The sequence below is a fragment of the Silvania confinis genome (assembly GCF_025564085.1).
Taxonomy (GTDB): domain Bacteria; phylum Pseudomonadota; class Gammaproteobacteria; order Enterobacterales; family Enterobacteriaceae; genus Enterobacter; species Enterobacter confinis.
The window spans coordinates 719,043-735,752 of record NZ_JAMGZJ010000078.1; the positions used below are offsets into that span (position 1 = coordinate 719,043).

Here is a 16,710-nt window from a genome sequence, read left to right on the forward strand (position 1 = left end):
GTCACCGTAGCCCGGTAAGCGAAGCGCCACCGGGTAGAGGATTTAGAAACGGGCGTCTACCGCCGAGGCGAGTTTTTCCAGCAGCAGTTCGGTGTCTTCCCAGCTCAGGCAAGGGTCGGTAATCGACTGGCCGTAGGTGATCGGCTGACCAACCACCACTTTTTGCGTGCCTTCCCGCAAGAAGCTTTCTGCCATTATCCCGGCAATGGCGGTGGAGCCGTTGCGGATCTGCTGGCAAACCTCATCGCAGACGTCCAGCTGGCGACGATGCTGTTTCTGGCAGTTGCCGTGGCTGAAATCTATCACCAGCTGTTCGGGCAGGTCGAACTCGCGCAGGGTGTCGCAGGCTTCAGCGATATCCTGCGGGTGATAGTTCGGCTGCTTGCCGCCGCGCATAATGATATGGCCGTACGGGTTGCCGCTGGTCTGATAGATGGTCATCTGGCCGGTTTTATCCGGGGAGAGGAACATATGGCTGGCGCGGGCGGCACGAATGGCATCCACCGCAATGCGCGTGTTGCCGTCGGTGCCGTTTTTAAAGCCGACCGGGCAAGAGAGCGCCGAGGCCATTTCCCGGTGGATCTGGCTTTCGGTGGTGCGTGCGCCAATGGCGCCCCAGCTGATCAGATCGGCGATAAACTGTCCGGTCACCATATCGAGGAATTCGGTGGCGGTCGGGACGCCCAGCGCGTTCACCTGCAGCAGCAGCTTGCGGGCCAGCTCAATGCCGTGGTTAACGCGGTAACTGCCGTTCAGATCGGGGTCAGAAATCAGGCCTTTCCAGCCCACCACGGTGCGCGGTTTTTCAAAGTAGGTGCGCATCACGATTTCCAGCCGCGCGGCGTGCTTGTCGCGCAGCCCTTTCAGGCGCTGGGCATAATCCATCGCCGCATCAAGGTCGTGAATAGAGCAAGGGCCAACAATGACCAGCAGGCGACGATCTTCGCCATTCAGGATTTTTTCAATACGTTTGCGTGACGTTGTCACATTTTCTGCCACTGCCGCACAGACGGGATGCCGTTGGGCCAGTTCGGCTGGCGTCACCAGGCTATCGATACGCGCCGTGCGCAGTTCATCGGTTTTGTTCATGGTATTTCTCAGAATGTAGTGCTTCATCGGTAACTTACCGGGAAGTGATGGGCATCACCTTAAACCAATCCCCGCTGATTTCAAGTGCAGGGCATCACTGCCCTGGCATGGGGTGGGAGTATACCTGAACGTGAACTTTCGTACTAGTCTGTTAGTACATGCGGCGGTTAAGGCCCATGATATCAAGGATCTTGGTGGCGATTTCTTCTACGGAATAGTTGGTGCTGTTCAGCCACGGAATATTGTTTTTCCGGTACAGGGCTTCGACTTCCGCCACCTCAAGGCGACACTGGCGCATCGACGCGTAGCGGCTGTTCTCCCGGCGCTCTTCACGGATCGCCGCCAGCCTTTCCGGGTTAATGGTCAGGCCAAACAGCTTGTGCTGCAGCGGTTTCAGCGCGGCGGGAAGCACCAGGTTATCCATGTCGTCGGCAATAAAGGGGTAGTTGGCGGCACGGATACCAAACTGCAGGGCCAGATAGAGGCTGGTGGGGGTTTTGCCGCAGCGCGAGACGCCGAGCAAAATCACCTGCGCCTGGTCGAGATTACGCATCGAAATGCCGTCATCATGGGCAAGGGTGTAGTCAATCGCGGCGATACGCGCGTCGTACTTGATGATATTTGCCGGGTTCAGGCCATGGGTGCGGTGGGCTACCGGGGTCGGTTCCAGCTTCAGTTCCTGCTGCAGCGGAGCCACCAGCGCCTGCACGATGTCCTGACAAAAGCCTTCGCTCTGCAAAATGATGGTGCGTATTTCCGGGATTACAATCGAATAAAATACCAGCGGGCGCTCGCCGGTTTGCTGGAAGAGGGCATCGATTTGATCTTTAACCGCTCTGGCGCGGCTTTCGTTTTCGACAAACGGCAGGGTGATGCTGTTGATGGCGACCGGGAATTGCGACATCACCGCGTGGCCCAGCACTTCGGCGGTGATCGCCGTACCATCGGAAATATAAAAAACGTGGCGATCGACAGCATTATCCATTTTGCGCACCTTATCTATCAGCGGTAATTGCCTGAAAGCATAAATTAAAAAAGTAAAATACAACAGCCAACGGGGTGCGGAAATTAAAAGTGAAACAGTATTTTTATTTTTAATGAAAGGGGTGTTTCATTTTTAAAAATCACCTTAAAGTCTGATATTTTTTGTGGGAATCTATATTAATCATCAGGTTATGATTTAAGCGGGAACTGTCTTAAAAGCTAAAAAATAAAAGTGCTTACACGATTCACCGTTTTTTTAGCGCGGATAAATATGCCAGTATAAATACGCAGTAAGGAGTTTCTTAAAACCCGTTCATATATCATAAAAGGATTGTTTCGATGTCCAACAATGGCTCGTCACCGCTGGTGCTTTGGTATAACCAACTCGGCATGAATGATGTAGACAGAGTTGGAGGCAAAAATGCCTCCCTGGGTGAAATGATTACCAATCTGTCCAGTATGGGTGTCTCCGTACCGAATGGATTTGCCACCTCCGCCGATGCGTTTAACGACTTTTTAGACCAAAGCGGCGTAAACCAGCGCATTTACGAACTACTGGATCACACGGACATTGATGATGTTTCTGAGCTTGCGAAAGCCGGGGCACAGATCCGCCAGTGGATCATCGATACACCTTTCCAGCCTGAACTGGAACACGCTATTCACGACGCCTATAACCAGCTCTCCGCTGATGATGCCCAGGCCTCTTTCGCCGTGCGCTCCTCCGCCACCGCCGAAGATATGCCGGACGCCTCGTTTGCCGGCCAGCAGGAGACCTTCCTCAACGTGCAGGGCTATGATGCCGTGCTGGTGGCGGTCAAACATGTTTTTGCCTCCCTGTTTAATGACCGCGCCATCTCCTATCGCGTGCATCAGGGTTACGACCACCGCGGCGTCGCGCTGTCGGCGGGCGTGCAGCGCATGGTGCGTTCGGATCTGGCTTCCTCAGGCGTGATGTTCTCTATTGATACTGAATCGGGTTTCGATCAGGTGGTCTTTATCACTTCTGCCTGGGGTCTGGGCGAGATGGTGGTGCAGGGCGCGGTCAACCCGGACGAGTTCTACGTACACAAACCGACGCTGGCTGCGGATCGTCCGGCCATCGTGCGTCGCACCATGGGATCGAAAAAGATCCGCATGATTTACGCTCCGTCGCAGGAGCACGGCAAGCAGGTTCGCATTGAGGATGTGCCGCAGGAGCAGTGCGACCGCTTCTCGTTGACCGATGCCGAAGTGCAGGAGCTGGCGAAGCAGGCAGTGCAGATTGAAAAACACTACGGCCGCCCGATGGATATCGAGTGGGCGAAAGACGGCAACACCGGCAAACTGTTTATTGTGCAGGCGCGCCCGGAAACCGTGCGCTCGCGCGGCCAGGTGATGGAGCGTTATACGCTGCATGCGCAGGGCAATATTATCGCCGAGGGCCGCGCTATCGGTCACCGCATCGGCGCGGGCCCGGTGAAAGTGATCCACGACATCAGCGAGATGAACCGCATCCAGCCGGGCGACGTGCTGGTCACCGACATGACCGACCCGGACTGGGAACCGATCATGAAAAAGGCCGCGGCGATTGTCACCAACCGTGGCGGGCGTACCTGTCACGCGGCGATTATCGCCCGTGAGCTGGGTATTCCGGCAGTAGTCGGCTGCGGCGACGCCACCGAGCGCATGAAGGACGATGAGAACGTCACCGTCTCCTGCGCCGAAGGCGACACCGGCTACGTTTACGCCGAGCTGCTGGACTTTAGCGTGAAAAGCTCCAGCGTCGATACTATGCCGGATCTGCCGCTGAAGATCATGATGAACGTCGGCAACCCGGACCGGGCATTTGACTTTGCCTGTCTGCCAAACGAAGGGGTCGGCCTGGCGCGCCTGGAGTTCATCATCAACCGCATGATCGGGGTTCACCCGCGTGCGCTGCTGGAGTTTGACGACCAGGATCCAAAGCTGCAGAAAGAAATCCGCGAGATGATGAAGGGCTACGACTCGCCGAAAGCGTTCTATGTGGGTCGTCTGAGCGAGGGGATTGCCACCCTCGGAGCGGCGTTCTACCCGAAACGGGTGATCGTGCGTCTGTCCGACTTCAAATCCAACGAATACGCCAACCTGGTGGGCGGCAAACGCTACGAGCCGGAAGAAGAGAACCCAATGCTCGGCTTCCGCGGGGCCGGTCGTTACGTCTCCGACAGCTTCCGCGACTGCTTTGCGCTGGAGTGCGACGCGGTGAAATACGTGCGTAACGAGATGGGGCTGACCAACGTCGAGATCATGGTGCCGTTCGTGCGTACCGTCGATCAGGCGAAGGCGGTGGTGGAAGAGCTGGCGCGTCAGGGTCTGAAGCGCGGCGAGAACGGGCTCAAAATCATTATGATGTGCGAGATCCCGTCCAACGCCCTGCTGGCAGAGCAGTTCCTCGAACACTTCGACGGCTTCTCGATCGGCTCCAACGACATGACGCAGCTGGCGCTGGGTCTGGATCGTGACTCCGGCGTAGTCTCTGCGCTGTTTGATGAACGTAACGAGGCGGTCAAAGCGCTGCTGTCGATGTCCATCCGCGCGGCGAAGAAGCAGGGCAAGTACGTCGGCATTTGTGGTCAGGGTCCGTCGGATCATGAAGACTTTGCCGCCTGGCTGATGGAAGAGGGGATTGATAGCCTGTCCCTGAACCCGGACACCGTGGTGCAAACCTGGCTGAGTCTGGCTGAACTGAACAAGTAATTTGGCGGTCACATCGCATAAAAGGTGAGGATAATATCCTCACCTTTTTTTATTTCCGCACGCTTATTTGCACCCCATCACATATAAGATAAAAAACCAAATATCATAATTTGTCTGTGCATTTAGACAATTGTTAGCCTGCAAAGCATTGCTAATACTTGAGCCTTCACTGCGCATTACCCTACAGCGTGCGCATCTGGTTGAAATACATTTTAACCTGACAAAAAGGCTCATTAAAATGACACTCTCCTCTGTTTTGCGTACCAAAGATAAAATAGGCTACGGCTTAGGTGATATGGCCAGCGCGCTGGTCTGGCAGACGGCAACATTATTTTTAGCTTACTTTTATACCGATGTTTTTGGCCTACCGGCAGCCATTATGGGCACCATGTTTTTAGTCGTACGAATAGTGGATGCCTTTGTTGATCCCTGCATTGGCGCGCTGGTCGAACGCACCCAAACGCGCCACGGTCGCTTTCGCCCCTGGCTGCTGTGGTTTGCCATTCCGTTTGGTGCCAGCTGCCTGATCACCTTCTACGTGCCCGAGGTTGGACCGACGGCAAAAATCCTGTATGCCTGCGTGACCTATACCCTGTTAAGCCTGATCTACTCTGCCATTAACGTGCCGTACTGCGCGATGCCCGGTGCCCTGACGCTCGACCCGCGTGAGCGTCACTCCCTGCAGTCCTGGCGCTTTGGCCTGTCGTTTATTGGCGGGCTGATCGTCACGGTCATCGCCCTGCCGCTGGTCTCGCATTTGGGCCAGGGCAACGTACAGAAAGGTTACTTCTATGCCATGAGTCTGATGGGATTACTGGGGATTGTTTTATTCTTCTGCTGTTTCTTTATGACCCGCGAACGTTATTCGCCGCGCAATGACACCTCCGGCTCGATGCTGTCAGATTTAAAACTGCTGGGCGGTAACAGCCAGTGGCGGATTGTTTTCCTGTTCAATATTTTGCTGTTAACCGCGGTAGTGACACGTGGGTCGGCAACGATGTATTACGTGAAATATGTTCTGCTGCGTCCTGAGCTGGTATTTGCGTTTATTGTCTCGGGAATGGTGGCCTCATTAACGGGGGCGTTATTATCCGAACGGCTACTGGGGAAATTTGACCGCGTTCGTGCCTATCAGTGGACCATTATTTCGTTCGTAATATTTGGCGCGCTGATTTTCTTCATTTCCCCTTCACAGGTATGGCTGATTATGGGCCTGAACATTATTTTTAGCTTTATTCAAAACCTGACCACGCCGCTGCAGTGGACCATGTTCTCGGACGTGGTCGATTACGAAGAACATCGCAGTGGCCGTCGGCTGGATGGGTTGGTGTTCTCCACTGCGCTGTTTGCCATCAAGTTTGGTCTGGCGCTGGGCGGCGCGGTGGTGGGCTGGGTGCTGGGAATGATGGATTACGTCCCCGGCCTCGAGACTCAGGCACCTGCGGTGCTCTCGACCATCAATGCGCTGTTTACCCTCATTCCCTGCGTGCTGTTTATCGCCATGGTAGCGCTGCTCTCTCGCTACACGCTCAACAGCCAACGGGTGGATGCCATTGCGCGTGAGCTTGCCAGCAAACGCGAAACCCGTACCGATGCCGGAATGCTCAACCCGGCCATTCATTCTGCCACTCAGGAGTAACTGATGACTGCTATCTACAAGGACGCGGGCCGTCCCGTGCATGAACGCGTTGCCGATTTACTGGCGCGTATGACCCCGGAAGAGAAATTTGCCCAGATGCATGCTTACTGGCTCATTCTTGATGAACAGGGCAATCACCGCGAGCGCAGCGATCTGAGCGATGAGTTTGCCGGCGTCAGCGAACAGGCCGCGCTGAACGAGCGCCTGAAGCTGGGCGTCGGACAGATCACCCGCCCGCTGGGCACCCACATTGTCGAAGCCAAAAAAGGGGTGCGCGCCGCTAACCGCCTGCAACGCACGATGATGGAGGAGACGCGGCTCGGTATCCCGGCGCTGTTCCATGAGGAGTGTCTGGTGGGATTGCTGTGTAAAGACGCGACGCTGTTCCCGTCGTCGCTCAACTACGGATCCACCTGGGATCCCGAGCTGGTAAAACGCGCGGCGCAGCAGATTGGCAAAGAGGCGCGATCGGTTGGCTGCCAGCAGGGGCTGGCTCCGGTGCTGGACGTCTCCCGCGACGTGCGATGGGGGCGTACGGAAGAGACATTCGGTGAGGACCCGTGGCTGGTGGGGGTGATGGCAACTGCTTATGTCAACGGGCTGCAGGGTGACAAGCGCGATCTGCTGGCGACCCTCAAACACTATGTCGGCCACTCGTTCAGCGAAGGCGCGCGCAACCATGCCCCGGTGCATCTGGGCTTTAGCGAACTCAACGATACCTTCCTGCTGCCGTTTGAGATGGCGGTCAAGCTGGCGAATGCCGGATCGGTGATGCCTGCCTATCACGATATCGATAATCAGCCCGGCCACAGCGATCGCTTCCTGCTGACCACCGTCCTGCGCGAGCAGTGGGGCTTTGACGGGATCGTGGTTGCCGATTACGGCGGCGTCAGTTTATTGCATCAGCACCACGGTATTGCCCATGATGCCGCCGAATCGGCGGCGCTGGCGTTCAACGCCGGGCTCGACGTTGAACTGCCGAAAGATGATTGTGCTCGCCATCTGGCAGATGCGGTGGCGCGCGGGCTGATCCCGATGAGCCAAATCGACGCCATTGTCACCCGTGTGCTGCGGGAGAAATTCCGCCTCGGGCTGTTTGAACAGCCTTATGTCGATGAAAACGGCATTGATTTGCAGAGCGATGAAACGCGCGAGGTGGCCAGCCGTTCCATCACCCTGCTGGAAAATAACGGCATTTTGCCGTTGTCCGGCAAACCCCGCCTGGCGGTGGTGGGGCCAACGGCAGACGATCCGCTGGCGCTGCTGAGCGGTTACAGCTTCCCGGTACATTTGATCATCAGCGACATGCTGGAACAGACTGACCAGGTCACCACACCGCTGCAGGCGCTGACCCACTACCTGGGCGAGAGCCACGTTCAATACGCCAAAGGGTGCCAGATCATCGAAAAACGGATGGCGGGCGCGCCGGTCTTTCCGGGGGACAGCAGCGGCAAACCGATGCAGCAGTCCCCGGTGTCTGACGATATCCGTCTGATCCCGCATGCGGTGCGGGTGGCGAACGACAGCGATCTGGTGGTGGCCTGCGTGGGCGACCTGGCGGGTTTGTTCCAGAGCGGCACCGTTGGAGAGGGTTCGGATACCGACAGCCTTAATCTGCCCGGCGTACAGCAGCAACTGCTGGAAGCGCTGGTCGCCACCGGCAAACCGGTTGTGGTGGTAATGACCGGCGGTCGTCCTTACAACCTGCAGGGGCTGGAAGATCGCGTGGCGGCCCTGATGATGGCGTGGGCACCGGGGCAGGAGGGCGGCTGGGCTATTGCCGATGTCCTGACCGGGCGGGCTGAGCCGCAGGGCAGGCTGGTGGTCAGTGTGCCGAAAAGTGCCGGAGCGATGCCGTTTTATTACAACCATAAACTCAAAAGTGGCGGGACACCGTTCGCGTTCCACTTCGGGGCTCGTTACCCCTTTGGCTTCGGTCTGGGCTGGACCACCTTCAACTGGGGCAAGGCGCGCGTGGCGCAAAACACCGTGTCGATCGACGGGGAAGTAACCCTGAGTATCGAGGTGAAAAACAGCGGCGAACGCAGCGGCAGCGAAGTGGTACAGGTCTACGTCCGGGACAAGGTTGCCAGCCAGGTCAGGCCGTTGCAGGAGTTAAAGGCGTTCCAGCGCGTCACCCTCTCACCGGGGGAAAGCGCTACGCTCACCTTCACGCTGCCGGTTGATCTGTTCAACTTCACCCGTCGGGACGGTAAACGCATCGTCGAGCCGGGCGAGTTTGAGCTGCAGGTGGGTGCATCGTCAGCGGACATTCGCGATGTGGTCACCGTCGAAGCGACGGGCGAGACCCGGGTACTGCCTGGCGATTGGCGGATGCTGAGCCAGTGTGTGGTGCATAAGGCGTAACGGTAAGTCACTGTGATGGCGGGTTTTAATGGACTCGCCGATTTCAGGATAAAAAAAAGCCCATCGTGGGAGATGGGCAAAGACTACACACAGCAATTCATTGTTTCACTCAGGGGATTTCCATGCTTATAAATCAAGGTGTTGTTGATTCATAACCGTGACCTAATAGTAGGCATGGTGAATTTTTGCGTCGATCAGATTCGTCTCAATCGTTTAACAGAAGTGAAGGTTTTGTGAGGTGAATGAGGCAATTACGCGGGGAAGTCAGTTCAGGAGCGGTTAAATAAAAAGCGAATGTTAAGTAACGCTTAACTTTCTGGTGGGCGAACCCACCAGAATGCGGGGACATTACTTCGGCAACTCTTCTTTGTCGTTAAGGGTGGCCAGCAGAACGTCGGGATCGGTCTGCGGCATCGGCACTTCGTGCACCCAGGCAGAGAACAATCGCCAGGAGACCGCCAGCAGCACCGGGCCGATAAACAGACCAATCATCCCGAAGGCGATCAGGCCGCCGATCACGCCGGAGAGGATCAGGATCAAAGGCAAATCGGCACCCATACGGATCAGCATCGGACGGATCACGTTATCCATGGTGCCCACCACGCAACTCCAGACCAGCAGCACCGTGCCCCAGGTGGTGTCACCGCTCCAGTACAGCCAGATGATGGCCGGGACCAGCACCACTAACGGCCCAAGCTGCATCAGACAGGTTAACAGCATCAGCACCGTAAACAGCGTAGCGTAAGGCACGCCAGCAATCGCCAGGCCAATCCCGCCCAGCACCGACTGCACCAGCGCTGTCACCACCACACCCAGAGCAACCGCCCGGACAGCCTGCGCCGCCAGCAGCATCGCGGCATCACCGCGCGCCGAGGCGAGGCGCGTCGCAAAATGACGTACCCCAAGTGCCACCTGCTCACCGCGCCAGTACAGCAGGGCGCTGAACAGCAACATTAGCACGCAGTGAACCACAAAGCGGCCAAGATGCGCGGCGGTACCCACAAACCAGGTGGTCGTCGCGCCAATGTAAGGCCGGACCTTGGCCATAATTGCGCTGCCGCCCATTTCCAGCAGGTTGTGCCAGCCGGCATACAGCTTATCGCCGATCAGCGGAATGTCGTTCAGCCACGCCAGATCCGGTAGCGACATATCGCCGCTGGAAAAACTGGTGATCAGCGGACCGCTGCCGTCCACCAGGCTGTTGACCAGCAGGGCAATCGGGATCACAAACAGCAGAACCAGCAGCAGAGTCATCACCAGCACCGCCAGCGAACGGCGACCAAACAGCAGGCGCTCAAGGCGGATAAACAGCGGCCAGGTAGCGATCACCACGGTTCCTGCCCATGCGAAGCCCAGCACGAAGGGTTGAACAATCCACAGACACGCAATAATCATGATTGCCAGAAACAGCACCGACAGCAAAACTTGCGCAACGTCCCTGGGCTGATGTCGATTGACCATAGTTAGAATTTACCTTTGAAGGACACCAGCATGGCTGGTGAGAACATGAAACCACGTGACTCTAATGATTAGTGATTTCAGCGATTTTTAACAGGCAGATTCTGCCTGTAATTCTGGCGGGCGCATAAGAAAAAAATGTGATACAAACTGAGAGACACAACGCAAACGATTATCTACAACAATTTAGATGGGGCAGGGTCGACAGTAATGATCCCACAAATTTCTCAAGCACCGGGCGTCGTTCAGCTGGTGCTCAATTTTTTGCAGGCTTTGGAGCAACAGGGTTTTACCGGCGATACCGCCACACGTTACGCCGACAGGCTGACGATGGCGACCGACAACAGTATCTACCAGCTACTTCCCGATGCCGTCGTTTTCCCCCGTTCGACCGCTGATGTGGCATTAATTGCCCGTCTGGCGTCACAGGAACTTTTCACTTCGCTGATCTTCACCCCTCGCGGCGGCGGCACCGGTACCAACGGTCAGGCGCTGAACCAGGGGATCATCGTCGATATGTCTCGCTACATGAACCGCATTATTGAGATCAACCCTGAAGAGGGCTGGGTGCGCGTCGAGGCGGGGGTGATTAAAGATCAGCTGAATCAGTATCTCAAGCCATACGGCTATTTCTTTGCCCCGGAGCTTTCTACCAGCAACCGCGCGACGCTCGGTGGGATGATCAACACCGACGCCTCCGGGCAGGGCTCGCTGGTGTATGGCAAAACCTCCGATCACGTGCTCGGCGTGCGGGCGGTATTGCTGGGCGGCGATATTCTTGATACCCAGCCGATGCCGGTTGAGCTTGCCGAAACGCTCGGCAACGACACCACCACCAGCGGGCGGATCTACCGCACCGTGCTGGACAGCTGCCGCGATAACCGTCAGCTCATTATTGATAAATTTCCAAAACTGAACCGCTTTCTTACCGGCTACGATCTGCGCCATGTGTTTAATGACGATCTGAGCCAGTTCGACCTGACCCGCATCCTGACCGGTTCAGAAGGGACGCTGGCGATGATCACCGAGGCGCGCCTCGACATCACCCGGCTGCCGAAAGTGCGTCGGCTGGTGAACGTGAAGTACAACTCCTTTGACTCTGCCCTGCGCAACGCACCGTTTATGGTCGATGCCCGTGCGCTGTCGGTGGAAACCGTCGACTCAAAAGTGCTGAATCTGGCGCGGGAAGATATCGTCTGGCACTCGGTCAGCGAGCTGATTACCGACGTGCCCGATAAAGAGATGCTGGGCCTGAACATCGTTGAGTTTGCCGGCGATGACGGCGAACTGATCGACAGTCAGGTGACCAGTTTGTGTCAGCGTCTGGATGAGCTGATGGCGCTCGGTGAGGGCGGGGTGATTGGCTGGCAGCTGTGCCAGGAGCTTTCCGGCATCGAGCGTATCTACGCGATGCGCAAAAAAGCGGTCGGGCTGCTGGGCAACGCCAAAGGCGCGGCCAAACCGATCCCATTTGCCGAGGACACCTGCGTGCCGCCGGAACATCTGGCGGACTATATTGTGGAGTTCCGCGCGCTGCTCGACAGCCACGGCCTGAGCTACGGCATGTTCGGCCATGTGGATGCCGGGGTGCTGCACGTTCGCCCGGCGCTGGACATGTGCGATCCGCAGCAGGAGATCCTGATGAAAAAGATCTCCGATGACGTGGTTACGCTCACCGCAAAATACGGCGGCCTGCTATGGGGTGAACATGGCAAAGGCTTCCGCGCCGAGTACAGCCCGGCCTTCTTTGGCGAGCAACTGTACGCCGAGCTGCGCAAAATCAAAGCCGCCTTCGACCCGAATAACCGCCTTAACCCAGGCAAGATCTGCCCGCCTGCGGGCGTTGACGTGCCGATGATGCAGGTGGATGCAGTCAAACGCGGCACCTATGATCGCCAGATCCCAATTGCGGTGCGCTCATCCTGGCGCGGGGCGATGGAGTGTAACGGCAACGGCCTGTGCTTTAACTTTGATGCCAAAAGCCCGATGTGTCCGTCGATGAAGATTACCAGCAATCGCATCCACTCCCCGAAAGGCCGAGCGACGCTGGTACGCGAGTGGCTGCGTCTGCTGGCCGACCGCGGCGTGGATCCGCTGGCGCTGGAAAAAGATCTGCCAGAAAAACGCGCCAGCCTGCGTACTCTCGTTGAGCGGACCCGCAACAGCTGGCATGCGCGCAAAGGGGAGTACGATTTTTCCCACGAAGTGAAAGAGGCCATGTCCGGCTGTCTGGCCTGTAAAGCCTGTTCTACCCAGTGCCCGATCAAGATCGACGTACCGGAGTTCCGCTCGCGCTTCCTGCAGCTCTATCACACCCGCTACCTGCGCCCGGTGCGCGATCATCTGGTGGCAACGGTCGAAAGCTATGCCCCGCTGATGGCGCGTGCGCCGAAAACCTTCAACTTCTTTATTAACCAGCCGCTGGTGCGCAAGCTGTCCGGGAAGCATATCGGTATGATTGACCTGCCGCTGCTCTCCACCCCGTCGTTGCAGCGTCAGATGGTTGGCCATCGCTCGGCCAACCTGACCCTCGAGCAACTCGAAACCTTAAGCCCGGAACAAAAGGCAAAAACGGTGCTGGTGGTGCAGGATCCGTTTACCAGCTATTACGACGCGCAGGTGGTGGCCGATTTTATCCGCCTGGTGGAGCGCTTAGGCTACCAGCCGGTGCTGCTGCCGTTCTCGCCGAACGGCAAGGCCCAGCACATTAAAGGCTTCCTCAATCGCTTTGCCAAAACGGCGCAAAAAACCTCTGACTTCCTTAACCGGGTCGCGCTGCTGGGGATGCCGATGGTTGGCGTCGATCCGGCGCTGGTGCTCTGCTATCGCGATGAATATAAGCAGACGCTCGGTGATAAGCGTGGCGATTTCAACGTCATGCTGGTGCACGAATGGCTCCCGGCGATTGTGAATGCTCTGGTCACCCGAGAAACCAGCGGTGAAGCCTGGTATCTGTTCGGACACTGCACGGAAGTGACCGCGCTGCCGGGCGCACCTGCACAGTGGTCGTCGATCTTTGCCCGCTTTGGCGCAAAGCTCGAAAGCGTCAGCGTTGGCTGCTGCGGCATGGCCGGGACTTACGGGCATGAGGTGGTGAATCACGCCAACTCGCTGGGGATCTACGAACTCAGCTGGCAACAGGCGATGCAGCGACTGCCGCGCAATCGCTGCCTGGCGACGGGCTACTCCTGTCGCAGCCAGGTGAAACGCGTCGAGGGCAGCGGCGTCCGCCATCCATTGCAGGCTTTACTGGAGATTATGGGATGATCTGGAAACGTGCGGTCACGCTACAGGCGTTAAACGCCATGAGCGAAGGCAATATGGTCGGTCTGCTGGATATCCAGTTTACCCGCATCGGTGATAACGAACTGGAAGCGACCATGCCGGTGGACAGCCGCACCCATCAGCCGTTTGGGCTGCTGCACGGCGGCGCGTCAGTGGTGCTGGCCGAAACGCTGGGCTCGGTGGCAGGCTATCTCTGCACCGAAGGCGACCAGAAGGTGGTGGGGGTGGAGGTTAACGCCAACCATCTGCGCTCGGTGCGCAGCGGGCGAGTGCGCGGCGTCTGTCGCGCCCTGCACACCGGTAGCCGTCATCAGGTGTGGCAGATTGACATTCTTGATGAGCAGGAACGCCTGTGCTGCTCCTCGCGCTTGACTACCGCTGTGGTATAAAAGGCTGCCCGGCGGCGCTTCGCTTGCACGGGCCTACGAACACGGCGTAAATGTAGGCCGGGCAAGCGCAGCGCCGCCCGGCAATTCCAGAAGGCCTGCTGGTCGGAACCGCCCTTTATGTGAAAGCCGCGCCCCGTATTTATGAGACTATTCCGATGCTCCTTCAAGAGCTAAGCCATGAAGAGTGCCGGAGATAAGCGCCGGATGGAGTAAGGAACCCTTAAGATTGCCTTCGGTAGTCTTAAGGGTTTTCTTTTTTGGGCGTTACGCTGAATGCGTATCGCTGTCAGGAAATTCTCTAACGACTCCGTGTCATTTGCCCGCACTTTGATCAATACGCACCCATCCCCGGCAACGGTATGCAGTTCTTCCCCTTCGGGCCGACGGGTAAATTTCAGTCCCCTAATGGAGTTTATTTGCCACTTGCTTTACTCGCCCTCGCCACCGGTGCAATCGTCCTCTGGCTGGCCATTCTGGCGCAGCTTAGCGCCAGAAATGAGCACGCTCAGCACGCGATGGAGTAAATAATCGGGGCCGGATGATGACATCCGGCCCAATTGTTGTGCGGCAAGCCCATGATTATGCTGGAGCCCGCAATATAACTGTTTGATTTGGTTGTTATTGCCTACGGCTAAAATTTTTTTTACCCCTATCTCAAAAATAGGCATTCCCTATACATCTTTTCCTTTGTTACCGTTTTCGTCGATTAGCCTTTCTAAATTGATTAATAATCAAAGCATTGCAGAAAAAAATCGAACCCTGATAACCCTTCGCGCAGGGTCTATGCTTAATAAAAGTCACCAAAAAGGGCGATTACGGCGAAAGTCCCTGCTGTCAGGGGGTTGAAGTGATAATCGTTATCACTAACATGGTGTTATGCCCTGATGGCGCAATACATAAGGTGGACCTATGGAACTGCATTCAGAAACGTTCAATCCGGCTGATTTCACGTGGCGCGGACTGTCATTAACGCCCACGGCGGCGAAGCATATTTGCGAGCTGGTGAGTAAACAACCCGGCCTGATCGGGGTGCGCTTAAGTGTCAAAACCACTGGCTGTGCCGGTTTTGGCTATGTGCTGGGTACCGTCACGGAGCCGGAGAACGACGATCTGGTCTTCGAGCGTGACGGCGCAAGGCTGTACGTGCCCCTGCAGGCGATGCCGTTTATTGACGGCACGGAAGTGGATTACGTGCGCGAAGGCTTAAACCAGTTATTCAAATTCAATAACCCGAAAGCCCAGAACGAATGCGGCTGCGGCGAAAGTTTTGGGGTATAGGCGGTATTATGTCTCGACAAACTGAAGCAACTGACGATGTCAACACCTGGTCCGGCGGCCATCTGAATTATAAAGAAGGCTTCTTTACCCATTTGCAGACCGATGAGCTGGCAAAAGGGATCAACGAAGAGGTCATTCGCGCCATCTCTGCGAAGCGCAACGAACCCGAGTGGATGCTCGAATTCCGCCTGAATGCGTTTAAAGCGTGGCTGGAGATGGAAGAGCCGCACTGGCTGAAGGCGCACTACGACAAGCTTAACTATCAGGATTACAGCTACTACTCCGCACCGTCCTGCGGTAACTGCGACGACACCTGCGCCTCGGAGCCCGGTGCGGTGCAGCAGACCGGAGCGAATGCCTTCCTGAGCAAAGAGGTGGAAGATGCCTTCGAGCAGCTCGGCGTGCCGGTGCGCGAAGGGCGAGAGGTGGCGGTCGATGCCATCTTCGACTCCGTCTCCGTCGCCACTACCTACCGGGAAAAGCTCGGTGAGCAGGGGATCATCTTCTGTTCGTTTGGCGAAGCCATTCACGATCACCCGGAGCTTATCAAGAAATACCTCGGCACTGTGGTGCCCGGCAACGACAACTTCTTTGCCGCCCTCAACGCGGCGGTAGCCTCCGACGGCACCTTTATCTACGTGCCGAAAGGCGTGCGTTGCCCGATGGAGCTTTCAACCTATTTCCGTATCAACGCCGAGAAAACCGGCCAGTTTGAGCGCACGATCCTCGTGGCGGATGAAGGCAGCTACGTCAGCTATATCGAGGGGTGTTCCGCCCCGGTTCGCGACAGCTATCAGCTGCACGCGGCGGTGGTGGAAGTGATCATCCACAAAGACGCCGAAGTGAAATACTCGACGGTGCAGAACTGGTTCCCGGGGGATGGCAATACCGGCGGCATTCTGAACTTCGTCACCAAACGCGCCCTGTGTGAAGGTGAGAACAGTAAAATGTCGTGGACCCAGTCGGAAACCGGTTCGGCCATCACCTGGAAATACCCGAGCTGCATTCTGCGCGGCGACAACTCGATCGGTGAGTTTTACTCCGTGGCGCTGACCAGCGGACATCAGCAGGCCGACACCGGCACCAAGATGATCCACATTGGTAAAAACACCAAATCCACCATCATCTCGAAAGGGATCTCGGCGGGTAAAAGCCAGAACAGCTATCGCGGGCTGGTCAAAATCATGCCGACCGCCACCAACGCGCGTAACTTTACCCAGTGTGACTCGATGCTGATCGGCCCGGACTGCGGGGCACATACCTTCCCGTACGTCGAGTGCCGTAACAACAGCGCCCAGCTGGAACATGAAGCCACCACCTCGCGCATTGGCGAAGATCAGCTGTTCTACTGCCTGCAGCGCGGCATCAGCGAAGAAGATGCCATCTCGATGATCGTAAACGGCTTCTGTAAGGACGTCTTCTCTGAACTGCCGCTGGAATTTGCCGTGGAAGCACAGAAATTACTGGCGATTAGCCTTGAACACAGCGTCGGTTAAGCATTAA

The 16,710-nt window shown here is 56.8% G+C and carries 11 protein-coding genes and 1 other RNA gene; 7 read left to right on the plus strand and 5 right to left on the minus strand.

What is annotated here, in order from left to right:
- Positions 1-42 precede the first annotated feature (42 nt).
- The gene (aroH, locus tag M8013_RS21350; protein ID WP_271270176.1) at positions 43-1,089 is read right to left on the minus strand and encodes a 3-deoxy-7-phosphoheptulonate synthase AroH; all 1,047 of its coding nucleotides are present in this window, start codon (positions 1,087-1,089) and stop codon (positions 43-45) included.
- A gap of 151 nt (positions 1,090-1,240) precedes the next feature.
- Positions 1,241-2,074: a posphoenolpyruvate synthetase regulatory kinase/phosphorylase PpsR gene (gene ppsR, locus M8013_RS21355; protein ID WP_271269762.1), complete on the minus strand. Its 834-nt coding sequence runs from the start codon at positions 2,072-2,074 to the stop codon at positions 1,241-1,243.
- A gap of 338 nt (positions 2,075-2,412) precedes the next feature.
- Between ppsR and ppsA the strand changes: the two genes are divergently transcribed.
- From ppsA to M8013_RS21370, 3 genes are all read left to right on the plus strand, one after another.
- A complete protein-coding gene (gene ppsA / locus M8013_RS21360) occupies positions 2,413-4,791 on the plus strand; it encodes a phosphoenolpyruvate synthase (protein ID WP_271269763.1) in 2,379 nt (792 codons plus the stop codon).
- A 238-nt stretch (positions 4,792-5,029) separates the two neighbouring features.
- Positions 5,030-6,430: an MFS transporter gene (locus tag M8013_RS21365; RefSeq protein WP_271269764.1), complete on the plus strand. Its 1,401-nt coding sequence runs from the start codon at positions 5,030-5,032 to the stop codon at positions 6,428-6,430.
- A 3-nt stretch (positions 6,431-6,433) separates the two neighbouring features.
- Positions 6,434-8,797, plus strand: coding sequence for a glycoside hydrolase family 3 N-terminal domain-containing protein (locus tag M8013_RS21370; RefSeq protein ID WP_271269765.1), 2,364 nt, complete (start codon positions 6,434-6,436; stop codon positions 8,795-8,797).
- Positions 8,798-8,845: 48 nt separating this feature from the next.
- Here the strand turns inward: M8013_RS21370 and rprA are convergent.
- Positions 8,846-8,956: antisense sRNA RprA (rprA, locus tag M8013_RS21375), an RNA gene on the minus strand.
- A gap of 189 nt (positions 8,957-9,145) precedes the next feature.
- Positions 9,146-10,258 carry an AI-2E family transporter YdiK gene (gene ydiK, locus M8013_RS21380; RefSeq protein WP_271269766.1) on the minus strand — a complete coding sequence of 371 codons (1,113 nt, stop codon included), beginning with the start codon at positions 10,256-10,258 and terminating at the stop codon, positions 9,146-9,148.
- A gap of 207 nt (positions 10,259-10,465) precedes the next feature.
- Between ydiK and ydiJ the strand changes: the two genes are divergently transcribed.
- Both ydiJ and menI read left to right on the plus strand, forming a co-directional pair.
- On the plus strand, positions 10,466-13,522 hold the full coding sequence (ydiJ, locus tag M8013_RS21385; protein WP_271269767.1) for a D-2-hydroxyglutarate dehydrogenase YdiJ: 3,057 nt from the start codon (positions 10,466-10,468) through the stop codon (positions 13,520-13,522).
- A complete protein-coding gene (gene menI / locus M8013_RS21390; RefSeq protein WP_271269768.1) occupies positions 13,519-13,929 on the plus strand; it encodes a 1,4-dihydroxy-2-naphthoyl-CoA hydrolase in 411 nt (136 codons plus the stop codon). Before ydiJ ends, menI begins: the two co-directional genes overlap by 4 nt.
- 170 nt (positions 13,930-14,099) lie before the next feature.
- Here menI and M8013_RS21395 read toward each other — a convergent pair whose 3' ends face one another.
- On the minus strand, positions 14,100-14,345 hold the full coding sequence (locus M8013_RS21395; RefSeq protein ID WP_336264455.1) for an Lrp/AsnC ligand binding domain-containing protein: 246 nt from the start codon (positions 14,343-14,345) through the stop codon (positions 14,100-14,102).
- A gap of 493 nt (positions 14,346-14,838) precedes the next feature.
- On the opposite strand from M8013_RS21395, the gene sufA reads away from it, so the two are divergent.
- Together sufA and sufB are read left to right on the plus strand one after the other, a co-directional pair.
- Positions 14,839-15,207 (plus strand): Fe-S cluster assembly scaffold SufA, encoded by a 369-nt coding sequence (gene sufA, locus M8013_RS21400; RefSeq protein ID WP_271269769.1) that lies wholly within the window; start codon positions 14,839-14,841, stop codon positions 15,205-15,207.
- A gap of 8 nt (positions 15,208-15,215) precedes the next feature.
- A complete protein-coding gene (sufB, locus tag M8013_RS21405; protein ID WP_271269770.1) occupies positions 15,216-16,703 on the plus strand; it encodes a Fe-S cluster assembly protein SufB in 1,488 nt (495 codons plus the stop codon).
- Positions 16,704-16,710 lie beyond the last annotated feature (7 nt).